Here is a 12,201-nt window from a genome sequence, read left to right on the forward strand (position 1 = left end):
CCGGCTGCAGGGCGCCCCCGAGGCGCTGAAGAGCCTCAAGCGCTACGACTTCGAGCCGCCGTCGGCCTCCTTCGACGCCGCCTTCGGAGGCGGCGACCACTAGCCGCTCCGGAGCAGAAGACCCAAACCTGGCGGAGCGCTGACAAACCGTCACGACCGAGCCGCCGGGCTGATCCAGCCTGCCCGCACTCGCCTTTGTCCTGGTTCTGGAAGAAGTTCGCCGTTTCGCTGCGCAAGGGGTTCCGGCCAAGGACGAACGGGGCTACGGTCCCTTCGTGCACAGGAACCACTCAGTGGCTCGAAACTGACCATCCGTTCAGGACGTACGGCGCACCTCTCGTTCGACCGCCCCACCGAGAACGACCCGCACAGCGCACGAGCAAGACCCTGAGGCACCCCGCACTTCTCACCGGCGGCCCCTTGCCGCCCCTCGCACGCCGCAGCCGCGCCCCCACGACGGAGCAGCCCTCCGCACCGCGGCCGACGCCGTCCCCATGCCGACGGTCGGCGGGAGGCCCTCGCGCCCTCGCCGACCGTCCACCACCCGCACGGAACATCGACATGGCAGGGAGGCAGCCCGTGAACAACGACGGGAACGCATCGGAGCCCCGGACCGTCGGACGGACCGCACGCACCGGTGTCTGGTTCGTCGGAGCCCGCGGATCGGTCGCGACCACCGCCGTCGCCGGTTGCGCCGCGGTCACCGCCCAACTGTGCCCGCCGACCGGCATGGTGACCGAGACACCCCCCTTCGACGGCACCGGCCTGCCGCCCCTGTCCTCGCTCGTCTTCGGCGGCCACGACACCGCGCACGCTCCGCTGCCCAAGCGCGCCGAACACCTCACCGAGGCAGGCGTCCTGCCGCACGGGCTCGCCCCCGCCGTGCGCGCCGAACTCCAGGCCGCGGACGAGGAGATACGGCTCGGCGGCCCGCTCCCCGGCGACACGCGAACCGACGAGGAGCTGATCGCGGACTTCGCCGCCGACCTCACCTCGTTCCGCGTGCGCAACGCACTGGCACGGGTGGTCGTCGTCAACGTCTCCTCCACCGAGCCGCTGCCCGACCCCGACGCCGTACGACTTCCCCCCAGCTCCCTCTACGCGGCCGCCGCCGTGCGAGCCGGCTGCCCCTACGTCAACTTCACGCCGTCCACCGGGTTGCGCACCCCGGCCCTCACGGAGGCCGCCGCGGCCGGCGCACTGCCCCACGCGGGCCGTGACGGCAAGACCGGCCAGACTCTTTTGCGCGCCGTGCTCGCCCCGATGTTCGTCCAGCGTGCCCTTGAGGTCCGCGCCTGGTCCGGCACCAACCTGCTGGGTGGCGGCGACGGGGCGGCCCTGGCCGACCCGGCCGCGGCCGCGGCGAAGAACGCAGGCAAGGAACGCGTCCTGGCCGACACCCTCGGGTACACCCCGCAGGGCGAGGTGCACATCGACGACGTCCCCGTGCTCGGCGACTGGAAGACCGCCTGGGACCACATCGCCTTCGAGGGGTTCCTCGGCTCGCGCATGACCCTCCAGACCACCTGGCAGGGCTGCGACTCGGCCCTGGCGGCACCGCTCGTCCTGGACCTGGCCCGGCTGGTCGGCCGCGCCCACGAGGCGGGCCTGTCCGGCCCGCTCCCGGAACTGGGCTTCTACTTCAAGGACCCCGACGGGGGCCCGGCGGGTCTCTCGGAGCAGTTCACCGCGCTCCTGTCGTTCGCCGACCGCCTGCGGGAGGCGCACTGATGCGAGCACCGCACGCGTCGCCGTACAGCGACCGTGGCCCCTGACCCGGCACCTGTCCGCGGCCGCCAGAGCCGCCTCCGCACGAGCGTCGACGACCGTCCGCTCGTCCTGTTCTCCACCCCCCGCGCAGTATCCGGCCGTGGAGCGGCCACCGAAGTGAAGTCCCTTCTCCTGCGGTCCGCCGGCCTCGCCGGCGGCGGCAGCCGTAAGGCACCCGCAGCACCGCGACGACGAAAGAGAGAACCACTGTGACCGCGTTCAACGACGAAGCCGTCACCGACGACGCCCTGCGTCGCACCCTCGGCGTCAGCCGCCGCCGCTTCCTCAGCACCTGCACAGCCGTCACCGGGGCGGCGATCGCGGCCCCGGTCTTCGGCGCCGCACCCGCCCTGGCGCAGGACAGAACACCGGCCGGCGGCCCCGACCACGGCCGTTCCGCCCTGGTCCCGCCCCACAAGCGCGGCATCATCCTCTACACCGTCCGGGACGCGGTCGGCCGCGACCCGCTCGCCTCCGACCTGCCCTCCGGCTTCCGCGAGGTGTTCAACCAACTGTCCCGATTCGGCTACCGCCAGGTGGAGTTCGCCGGCTACGGCCAGCACGCCAACGCACCCGGCGGCGCCGACCTGGGCACGGTCCAGGGCGCGAAGCTGCTGCGCTCCTGGCTCGACGAGTACGGCCTGCGGGCACAGGGCAGCCACGGCTACATCCCGCCGTCCTGGCCGCTGACGCCGGCCGACCTCGACACCTTCAAGCGCTGGCTGGAGATCGCCAACATCATCGGCATGGACCACATGGGCACCGGCGCCGACCCCACCAACACCCCCTACCGGGCCGACTGGGACGTCGCCGCGCAGAAGTGGAACACCCTGGGTGCCATCGCCCGCCGCGAGGGCATCAAGCTCTACACCCACAACCACGACGCGGCCTACGACTTCCTGCTCGACGGCGGCCCCCTCGACGCCCAGGGCCGGCCGACCCGCAGCTCCGGCATCCGCAAGCTGGAGTACTTCCTGAAGGTGACCGACCGCAAGAGCGTCTACCTGGAGCTCGACGTCTTCTGGGCGCACGTGGCCCAGTACAAGTTCCACACGTACACCGCCCACGACGGCTCCCAGCGCGAGCGCGTCTTCGACCCGGCCGCACTCGTCGAGCGCAACAGCGCCCGGTTCCCGCTCTTCCACGCCAAGGACGGCGTCGTCAACACCCAGAGCGGCCTCGGCTACGACATGGTGCCGTTCGGCACGGGTGACATCGACTACCGGCGGTTCTTCACCCGGGTGGGAGCGAAGAACTACCGCAACCCGATGGTCGAGCAGGACAACGCGCCCAGCACCACCGTGCCCGGCCAGTCCCTGGACTTCGCCCGCATCGGCTACCAGAACCTCGCGGCCCTGCGCGCCCGCCACTGACCAAGCGTGACCTGACCGCCCGACAGGCGCGCCACGGTGGGACGTACTGAGCGCGCCTGACTATTGATCCGCCTCCACCCCGCAGCGGTCGTCCGGTCGCGAACCCGCATCACGACCGGACGGCCAGACCGAAGGAGTTCTGAGTGCGCACCAGACGGATCGTCACCCTCCTGGGGGCCGCCACCCTGGCCGGAGCCGTCGGGCTCCTGCCCCTCTCCCCGGCACAGGCCGCCAAACCCGACCCCGCACCCCCGGCCGCGGCGGACTTCCAGAAGGTCACGCTCAACGACCGCCCCGGCGAGCCCATGGCCCTCGCCGTCCTCCCCGACCGACGCGTGCTGCACACGGCGCGCACCGGAGAGGTCCGCATCCACGACCCCAAGAGCGGCGTGAACTTCCTCGCCGCCGACATGAAGAAGAGCCCCGCGGGGCTCTACCAGCACGACGAGGAAGGCGTGCAGGGCATCGCCGTCGACCCCGGCTTCGCCAAGAACCACTGGGTCTACCTCTACTACTCGCCCCGCCTAGACACCCCCATGGACGACCCGGCCACCCCCGGGGTCAACGAAGGCGACGCACCGCAGTTCGGCACGGACGCGGACTGGGCCAAGTACAAGGGCGTCACCCGCCTGTCCCGGTTCAAGCTCGTCGGCAACAAGCTCGACTTCGCCTCCGAGCAGAAGGTCATCGACGTACCGGCCGACCGCGGCATCTGCTGCCACGTCGGCGGCAAGATCGACTTCGATGCCAAGGGCACCCTGTTCCTGTCGACCGGCGACGACTCCAACCCCTTCTCCTCGGATGGCTACGCCCCGCTCGACGACCGCGCCGACCGCAACCCGGCCTACGACGCGCGACGCACCGCGGGCAACACCAACGACCTGCGCGGCAAGGTCCTGCGCATCCAGGTCAAGCCCGGCGGCGGATACCAGATACCGCGCGGCAACCTCTTCGCCCCGGGCACGCCGAAGACCCGCCCCGAGATCTACGCCATGGGCCTGCGCAACCCCTTCCGGTTCGGGGTCGACGACAAGACCGGCGAGGTCTACGTCGGCGACTACTCACCCGACGCCCAGAGCGCGAACCCCGACCGCGGCCCCGCGGGCCAGGGACGCTGGATGGTCATCGACCGCCCCGCCAACTACGGCTGGCCGTACTGCGTGACCCAGGACATGCCGTACCAGGACTACGACTTCGCCACCCAGAAGTCGAGCGGCGCCTTCGACTGCGCCAAGCCCGTCAACGACTCCCGTCACAACACCGGCCGCAGCGTGCTGCCGCCGGTCGAGGACGCGGAGATCGTCTACGGCTACGGTGCCTCAGCGGAGTTCCCGGAGCTCGGCACGGGCGGCATCGGCCCGATGGGCGGTCCGGTGTACCAGTACGACAAGAGCAACAAGGCGCAGAACCGCTGGCCCTCCTACTTCGACGGCAAGCCGCTCTTCTACGAGTGGACCCGTGACCAGATGAAGGCCATCACCCTGGGCAAGAAGAACGAGGTCCTCAAGATCGAGGACGCGATCCCCACGATCAAGACGGACGGCCCGATCGACGCCGAGTTCGGCCCCGACGGCGCGCTGTACGTCCTCGAATACGGCACCGGGTACTTCGCGGAGCTGCCCGAGGCCCAGCTCTCCCGCATCGACTTCACCCGCGGCAACCGCACCCCGGAGCCGAAGGTCGCAGCCGACGTCGTGAACGGCACCAGCCCGCTGACCGTCCAGTTCTCCAGCGCCGGCACGACGGACGCCGACGGCGATGCCCTGCGCTACGCCTGGGACTTCGACGCCAACGGCACGGTCGACTCCAGGGAGGCCAACCCGAAGCACACCTTCACCGACAACGCCGTCTACGACGCCACGCTGAAGGTCACCGACAGCACCGGGCGTTCGGCCTCCGCCTCCGTCCCCGTCGTCGTCGGCAACAAGGCCCCGGTCGTCTCGCTCACCACCGACCCGGCCCCGCACGGCGGCACCCCGTTCCACTGGGGTGACACGGTCACCTGGCAGGTCACCGTCACCGACGACCAGCCCGTGGACTGCGCGAAGGTCAGTGTCTCGTTCATCCTGGGCCACGACTCGCACGGCCACCCGCTGTCGACGAGCAACGGCTGCTCCGGATCGTTCAAGACCTTCGTGGACGGCGGTCACTCCGGCTCGGACAACCTCAAGGCCGTCTTCAACGCCACCTACACCGACACACCCCCGGCCGGCCTGCCGTCCCTCTCGGGCAGCGCCGAGGTCGCCCTGACCCCGGCCGACTGACCGACCGGCCACGACAACACCGCGACGGGGCGCCGCTTCGGGGCGCCCCGTCGCCGTACGTCCATGCCCGGGTGTCAGCTCCTCGACAGCCCGGGCAGATGGTCGGCGAGGTGCATGGCGTGGAGCCGGGCGAACTCGTCGTGCGTGCAGTCCCCGTAGGCGGGATGGGTGGCGTGCCCGCCGGTGTGGCCGGTGAACAGCGCCACCGCGTCCGAGAGATCGGCCGCCGCGTCGGACACCGGCAGGGCCGGATCCAGCGGCGGCGCCCCGTCGATCTCCGCACCGAGCGGGTGCTTCATCGCCCCTCGCCGCAGAAAGACCTGCTTGGCCAGCCGCCCTACGGTGGCCCGGTACAGGGCGGGCTTGAGCGCGGGGTATCCGGTCACGGAGTACCGGACGGTCTGGGCGCAGTGCTGCAGCGTCTGGGAGAGGTTCCAGTCACTGCCGGGCGCCAGCAGGTCACGCTCGGGACGGGTTTCGAGATCCTGGTGGAGCGGCTTGATGACCTGCTCAAGGTCGAGAGGGGGCATGACAGGAGCCTACGCGGCGATGGTGCACGCATAATGCCGCGGGGCTGGCACCGGCGGCGGGACGAGCGTCGCGGAGTTCGTCCGTCAAGGGAGCAACTCCCTTACGAGTGCGGCGACTTGCTCCACCTCGATGAGGAAGCCGTCGTGGCCGTAGGGGGATTCGATCAGCCTTAGATCGTCGGCCGAGGGGATGGCCGATGCCAACTCCGCCTGCTGGGACGGCGGGTAGAGGCGGTCGGAGTCGACGCCGGCCACCAGCGTGGGCGCGCTCACCCGGCGCAGCGCGGCGCGCAGCCCGCCGCGGTCCCTGCCGACGTCGTGGCTGTTCATGGCCTCGGACAGGACGACATAGCTGCCCGCGTCGAAGCGGCGCACCAGCTTGGCGGCGTGGTGGTCGAGGTAGGACTCGACCTGGTACCGGCCGCCGCTCCAGGGGTCCTCCGTGCCCTGGGGCGTTCTGCCGAAGCGGGCGGCCAGTTCCGGCTCGCTGCGATAGGTGACGTGAGCGAGCCGTCGGGCGAGGCCGAGCCCGGTGTGCGGGCCACGGCCGGTGTCGTGGTAGTGGCCGCCGTGCCAGTGCGGGTCGGAGCGGATGGCGTGCAACTGGATGGCGGACAGGGCGATTTGCTCGGCGCTCGCCGCGGCCGTGGTGGCGAGCAGCAGAAGCGCTCCGGTGCGCTGCGGATGCGCCACGGCCCACTCCAGGGCCCGCATTCCGCCCATCGAACCGCCGACCACCAGCGCCCACCGGTCGATCCCCAGCGCGTCGGCCAGTCCGGTCTCGGCCGCGACCTGGTCGCGCTGGGTGAGGAAGGGGAAGTCGCCGCCCCAGCGGCGTCCCCCGGCCGCGAGGGATGACGGCCCGGTGCTGCCCTGGCAACCGCCGAGCACGTTCGGGGCCACGACGAACCAACGGTCCGTGTCCAGGGGCCGCCCCGGTCCGATGAGGCCGTCCCACCACCCGGGCGTGGGGTGCCCAGGGCCGGCCGGGCCGGCGACGTGGCTGTCCCCGGTGAGCGCGTGCAGAACGAGAACGGCGTTGGAGGCGTCCGGCAGAAGCCGTCCCCATGTCTCGAACGCCAGCCGTACGGCGGGCAGTTCACCGCCGGCTTCCAACGCGAGCGGCTTCTCGCGGGCGTACCACTGTCGGCGCCCGGGCGGGTCCCCCTCCCGCCAGGCCCCGGTGGCCGGCGGGAGGGGAACCTCGGAGGGCGTCAGTACGGTGTTCAGGACGCGCCCTTGGCCGCGCGGAACCCGGCCTCCAGGTCGGCCTTGAGGTCGGCGAGGTTCTCGATGCCGACCGACAGCCGCACCAGTCCGGGAGAGGTGCCGGTGGCCGCCAACTGCGCCTCGTCGAGCTGGCTGTGGGTGGTGGACGCCGGATGGATGATGAGGCTGCGGACGTCACCGATGTTGGCGAGATGACTGAAGAGCTCGACGGCGTCGACGAACCGCCTGCCCGCCTCGACACCGTCCCGCAACTCGAACGAGACGATGGCACCGGCACCGCGCGGGAGGTACTTCTGCCCCGCCTCGTACCAACGGCTGGACTCCAGTCCCGGGTAGTGGACGGCCGCGACCTCGTCCCGCTGCTCCAGCCACTCGGCCAGTGCCTGGGCGTTCGCGGAGTGCCGCTCGATGCGCAGACTCAGCGTCTCCACGCCCTGCAGGAGCAGGAACGCCGAGTGCGGGGACAGCGCCGGTCCGAGGTCGCGCAGCAACTGCACCCGCAGCTTGATCGCGAACGCGCCCGGGCCGAGCGCGGGCCAGTACTGGAGGCCGTGGTAGCTGGGGTCCGGTTCGGTGAAGTCGGGGAAGCGGTCGGGGTGGGCGCCGAAGTCGAAGGTCCCGCCGTCCACGACGACCCCGGCGATCGCGGTGCCGTGTCCGCCCAGGAACTTGGTCGCCGAGTGCACGACGATGTCGGCGCCGTGCTCAAGGGGTCGGAGCAGATAGGGAGTCGGGACGGTGTTGTCCACGATCAACGGCACCCCGGCAGCGTGTGCCACGTCCGCGACCGCGCGCACGTCGAGCACGTTGCCGCGCGGATTGCCCAGCGTCTCCGCGAACAGCGCCTTGGTGTTCGGCCGGATCGCCGCCCGCCAGGCCTCTGCGTCGTCCGGGTCGTCCACGAACGACACCTCGATGCCCAGCTTCGGCAGTGTGTGGCGGAAGAGGTTGTAGGTGCCGCCGTACAGCGAGGTGCTGGAGACGATGTGGTCGCCCGAGCTCGCCAGCGTCAGGATCGCCAGGGTCTCCGCGGCCTGCCCGGACGACAACGCGACGGCCGCGACCCCGCCCTCCAGGGCTGCGATCCGCTGCTCGAAGACGTCCTGGGTGGGGTTGTGGATACGGGTGTAGATGTTGCCGGGCTCGGCCAGCGAGAACAGGTCGGCGGCGTGCTGGGTGTCCCGGAAGACGAACGAGGTCGTCTGGTAGATGGGCGTGGCGCGGGCACCGGTCGTCGGATCGGGTGCTGCTCCGGCGTGGATCTGCTTGGTCTCGAACGACCAGGCGGACGTGTCCGGTCCCGCGGGGCTCTCCTCAGGGGTGTGGCCGGCGGTGACGGAGTCGAGGGGCTGGCTCATGGTGCTGCTCCCGATGCAGAGGGTGAGGGCGTGAAGGTGTGAGGGAACCGCGGCGCCGCAGACCGCGCCCGATGGCGGGCTGCGGTCAGCGCGAAGCGGTGAGAAGGAGAAAAGTGCTGCTCAGAGGCCGGAGCGCGGCGTCAGCTCGCGGCGGAACAACCCGTGGTGGTGACACGCACGTAGTCCACGTGGCGGCGGGTCACAAGCACGGTCATGGAGTCAGAAAACCACAGCGACGGCCCTGGGGCACGGACATGACGAAGATGTCTCACGTCGTGGGACAGGTGGTGGGACACGGACACCGAGGCGAGGCCTACGTGTTGGGCCTGCGGCCACGGCTGCTCGTGAGGGTCTCCGGGACCGCGGCCACGGGCTCGCACGGCACAACCTCGTCCCCATCATGCATTGCCTAGCGCGCCCCCGGCGCCGGCCTGGCAGCCGTCCAGGCCGGCGGACGGGGCGGCATCACGCAGGCGCGCCGAGCGGCGGGTGCTCGAGGACGCGGGGCTTGTACTCGACCAGTTGGATGCCGCCGTCGAAGGTGCGGTGCTCGGTCATTTCGAGAGCGACGTCCGGATAGCCGTCGTAGATGCGTTCCTCGCCCGTGGCCCCGGTGATCACCGGGAACATCACGACCCGGAAGCGGTCGACGAGTCCCGCTCGCAGCAGGGATCGGCTCAGGCTGAGGCTGCCGATCGTGCTGAGCAGCTCCGAGCCGCTCGACTTCATGGCACGGACCGTCTCGACCGCGTCGTCGCGCACCAGTGTGGAGTTGGCCCAGGCCAGGGGCTCCTTGAGCGAGGAGGAGAACACCACCTTGGACGCCTGCGTGAGCTCGTCGACGGACGCCTCTTCTTCGGGCCTGAACTCGTCCTGGCCGGCGGGGACCTCGCCCGCGGCGAAGCCCGACATCAGGCGGTAGGTGTTCGCTCCCATGAGGTAGGTGACCTTGGGCTGCTCGCCGAGCCATGCGAGGTATTCCGGCCCTTCGAGGCCCCAGAACCCGGGCCATCCCTCGCCCGACGCGTAGCCGTCGAGAGAGGTGATGAAGTCGACGAGGAGTTCCGACATGGCGGTGTCCTTTCCTTGGGTGTCACGAGCTTGGACCGCCGGGGAGCCGCAAACTCATCGGCCGCGCCGTCTTGTCCTGCCGGTCGCTTGACGAGCACCGCTTTTCCTGACTCAGCAGATATTTTCCGCGCACTTCTTCTAGTGTCGTGTTCATGACAGACACCTCAGATGCGCGCACCCCTGTCGCGCGCCGTACCGTGCTCAAGGCCACCGGAGCCACGGCCGCCGCCCTGGCCGTGGGGTCGGCGGCCGTGAACGAGGCCCCCACAGCCGAGGCGGTCGGCACCGCTCCTGTCGCCGCCGCGGCCGTCTGCACCCTCACCCGCGAGATGACCGAAGGCCCCTACTACCTGGATCGGCAGTACGTCCGCTCCGACATCACCGAAGGCAAGGCCGGCGTTCCGCTGAAGCTGAGCCTCACCGTCGTCGACGCCGGCAGCTGCGTACCCCTGCGCAACGCCCTGGTCGAGCTCTGGCAGGCGGACGTGCTCGGTGAGTACTCCGGCTTCGTCGGGGAGAACGGCCACAACGAACCGGACAACGGCACCTTCCTGCGCGGCGGAGTGCTCACCGACGCCAGTGGTGTCGCGGCCGTCACCACGATCTACCCGGGCTGGTACCGCGGGCGCTGCATCCACATCCACGTCAAGGTCCACACCGGCGTCACGGTCACGCCCGACGGCCACTTCACCGGAGGCCGGGAGCTTCACACGGGTCAGTTGTACTTCCGCGAGTCGGTCACGGCCGCGGTCGCCCGGCTCGCCCCGTACACCAGCAACACGGTGCCCCGCACCACCCTCGCCCAGGACTCCATCTACGACGGCGGGGGCGCCGCGTCCGGCCTGCTGACCCTCACCGCGCTGGGGAGCACCACCTCCTCCGGCTACCTGGGCACGCTGACCCTGGGAGTGGACAGCTGACCTGCGAAGAACGACCGGCTGGGTGCCACTGGGTGAGTGCGGTGGGACCCAGCCGGGTGAGGAAGACCGCGGTCGCGGAGCGACCGGAGCAGGCGGGCCCGTCACCTTCCCCGACTGCCCTGCCAGAACAGTCTCTCGGCCCTGTCCGGATCGTCGACGATCCTGCACTCCGCGTCGAGCCACATCGTGGCACGCCGGTGCGGGGTGTAGGCCGGCCACGTCGGCACGCCCTGCGCCACGGGGCGACCGGTGCGGGCGAAACCCGCCCACAGTCCGCTCATGTGGCGCGCGGTCGCGAGCCGGGCCGGTGACTGGTCCTTGTTGAGGATGTAGTCGCGGTTCTTGTCGGTGGTGGCGAACTTGAGGTTGATGTCCGAGGCGTGCGGCGAGCCGATGGGGAAGTCGGTGCCGGGCACCGGCGTCGGGCTCGGGTAGGCGAGTTGGTACATGAACACCGGCGCCGCACGCTGTGCCGCCTTGGCCTCCGCGATCTTGATCGCGTCGCGCCAGATCGGTGAGGTGGTGATGGCGAAGTAGAGCTGCGCGGGTGTCGCGGTGGGCCGCGACCTGCGGAAGGTGTCGATGATCCGGTCGAGTTCGGCGCCCTGGTACGTCCGGCCCAGTTCCCGGCGCAGACCGGCGTCGTCGATGCGGAAGATGTCGGGCGGCCCGAAGAGACTGAAGAACACCGTCTCGTCACGGCAGGTGCCGCACATCAGCGGCTTGCCGGCCGAGAAGGGTGCGACGCCGTCGGCGAAGGGATGCCGCGGAATGACGGTGCCGTCGACGAAGGCGCCGAAGCCCGGGAGCGACCCCGGATCACCCCAGGGCGGGGCGCCGTTCGCGGCTTCGGACTGCTGGATCGCGAGCAGTCCTTCGGCCGGGATCTCATGCAGCCTGGGAATGTCCGCCGTGGTCAGACCCAGTAACTCCAGGGTGCGCCTGGCCCTGGCGGTGGCCCCTTCGCGGGTGGGGAAGCGCAGCGGAGCGGCACTCTCGATCGAGGCCTTGTGGAACAGGCGCGCGGCATTCGGCATGGTGTATACGGCCGCGGTCTTGGCGCCGCCGCCGCTCTCTCCCCAGACCATGATGTTGTCGGGGTCACCGCCGAAGTTCTCGATGTTCTCCCTGGTCCAGCGCAGTGCGGCAAGGATGTCCAGCATCCCCTGGTTGGCGGCGTAGTCGTCGCCGGCGAGGTCGCCCAGAAAGAGGTAGCCCAGGAGGCCGAGCCGGTGGTTGGACTCGACCACGACGACGTCGTAGAGCCGCGCCAGTCGGGTGCCGTCCTGCCCTGTGGCCGAGCCGGAGCCGATCATGTAGCCGCCGCCGTGGTTGTAGAACATCACCGGCCGTCGCTTGCGGTCCGCGGCCGGGGTCCAGACGTTGAGGTAGAGGCAGTCCTCCGACGGCGCGGGCATTCGGCCGTTGCCGTTCGGCCCCATCTCGCCGCCCGCCACCTGGAAGGAGGGGTGGGGAAAGGCCACCGTGTCGCGGACGCCGCGCCAACTGCTGGGTGGCCGCGGGGACTTGAACCGCAGTACGCCGAGCGGTGGCGTGGCGTAGGGCACGCCGAGGAACTTCACGATGCCGTCCTCGCGTCTCCCGCGCACCCTGCCGTAACGGGTCACCGCCTCGTCTCTTGTCCACGCCCCTTGCGCGACCGCGGTCGCCGGCAAGCTCATGCC

9 protein-coding genes are annotated in these 12,201 nt (G+C 70.7%); 4 read left to right on the forward strand and 5 right to left on the reverse strand.

The features are described from left to right. The first annotated feature begins 579 nt into the window (after positions 1 to 579). From ACFULQ_RS46045 to ACFULQ_RS46055, 3 genes are all read left to right on the forward strand, one after another. The gene (locus ACFULQ_RS46045) at positions 580 to 1,731 is read left to right on the forward strand and encodes an inositol-3-phosphate synthase (protein ID WP_383556915.1); all 1,152 of its coding nucleotides are present in this window, start codon (positions 580 to 582) and stop codon (positions 1,729 to 1,731) included. Between the two features lie 248 nt (positions 1,732 to 1,979). Further along, positions 1,980 to 3,143, forward strand: a complete 1,164-nt coding sequence (locus tag ACFULQ_RS46050; protein ID WP_383556917.1) for a sugar phosphate isomerase/epimerase family protein — start codon at positions 1,980 to 1,982, stop codon at positions 3,141 to 3,143. A 143-nt stretch (positions 3,144 to 3,286) separates the two neighbouring features. Next, positions 3,287 to 5,407, forward strand: coding sequence for a PQQ-dependent sugar dehydrogenase (locus ACFULQ_RS46055; protein ID WP_383556920.1), 2,121 nt, complete (start codon positions 3,287 to 3,289; stop codon positions 5,405 to 5,407). A gap of 74 nt (positions 5,408 to 5,481) precedes the next feature. On the opposite strand, the gene ACFULQ_RS46060 is transcribed toward ACFULQ_RS46055, so the two are convergent. The 4 genes from ACFULQ_RS46060 to ACFULQ_RS46075 all read right to left on the reverse strand — a co-directional run bounded on the left by ACFULQ_RS46060 (position 5,482) and on the right by ACFULQ_RS46075 (position 9,596). Then, positions 5,482 to 5,937: a DUF1569 domain-containing protein gene (locus ACFULQ_RS46060; RefSeq protein ID WP_383556923.1), complete on the reverse strand. Its 456-nt coding sequence runs from the start codon at positions 5,935 to 5,937 to the stop codon at positions 5,482 to 5,484. 84 nt (positions 5,938 to 6,021) lie between these two features. Then, positions 6,022 to 7,167: a homoserine O-acetyltransferase gene (locus ACFULQ_RS46065; protein ID WP_383556937.1), complete on the reverse strand. Its 1,146-nt coding sequence runs from the start codon at positions 7,165 to 7,167 to the stop codon at positions 6,022 to 6,024. Then, positions 7,164 to 8,525 carry a bifunctional o-acetylhomoserine/o-acetylserine sulfhydrylase gene (locus tag ACFULQ_RS46070; RefSeq protein ID WP_383556926.1) on the reverse strand — a complete coding sequence of 454 codons (1,362 nt, stop codon included), beginning with the start codon at positions 8,523 to 8,525 and terminating at the stop codon, positions 7,164 to 7,166. The genes ACFULQ_RS46065 and ACFULQ_RS46070 overlap by 4 nt, the downstream gene beginning before the upstream one ends. 465 nt (positions 8,526 to 8,990) lie before the next feature. Continuing rightward, entirely contained in the window at positions 8,991 to 9,596 is a 606-nt protein-coding gene (locus ACFULQ_RS46075) for a dihydrofolate reductase family protein (protein WP_383556928.1), read from the reverse strand. A gap of 152 nt (positions 9,597 to 9,748) precedes the next feature. Here ACFULQ_RS46075 and ACFULQ_RS46080 point away from each other — a divergent pair, with 152 nt between their 5' ends. After that, complete coding sequence (locus tag ACFULQ_RS46080; RefSeq protein WP_383556931.1) at positions 9,749 to 10,516, forward strand: intradiol ring-cleavage dioxygenase; 768 nt, start codon at positions 9,749 to 9,751, stop codon at positions 10,514 to 10,516. Between the two features lie 101 nt (positions 10,517 to 10,617). Here ACFULQ_RS46080 and ACFULQ_RS46085 read toward each other — a convergent pair. After that, a partial coding sequence (locus ACFULQ_RS46085; protein WP_383556934.1) for a carboxylesterase/lipase family protein occupies positions 10,618 to 12,201 on the reverse strand: 1,584 nt, incomplete at its 5' end.

It is taken from the genome of Streptomyces sp. NPDC057253, from assembly GCF_042669125.1.
GTDB lineage: Bacteria > Actinomycetota > Actinomycetes > Streptomycetales > Streptomycetaceae > Streptomyces.

Excerpts from the sequence above, each read along its gene's own strand:
- ACFULQ_RS46070 (WP_383556926.1), bottom strand. The coding sequence starts at position 8,525 with ATGAGCCAGCCCCTCGACTCCGTCACCGCCGGCCACACCCCTGAGGAG.
- ACFULQ_RS46080 (WP_383556931.1), top strand. The coding sequence starts at position 9,749 with ATGACAGACACCTCAGATGCGCGCACCCCTGTCGCGCGCCGTACCGTG.
- ACFULQ_RS46060 (WP_383556923.1), bottom strand. The coding sequence starts at position 5,937 with ATGCCCCCTCTCGACCTTGAGCAGGTCATCAAGCCGCTCCACCAGGAT.
- ACFULQ_RS46075 (WP_383556928.1), bottom strand. The coding sequence starts at position 9,596 with ATGTCGGAACTCCTCGTCGACTTCATCACCTCTCTCGACGGCTACGCG.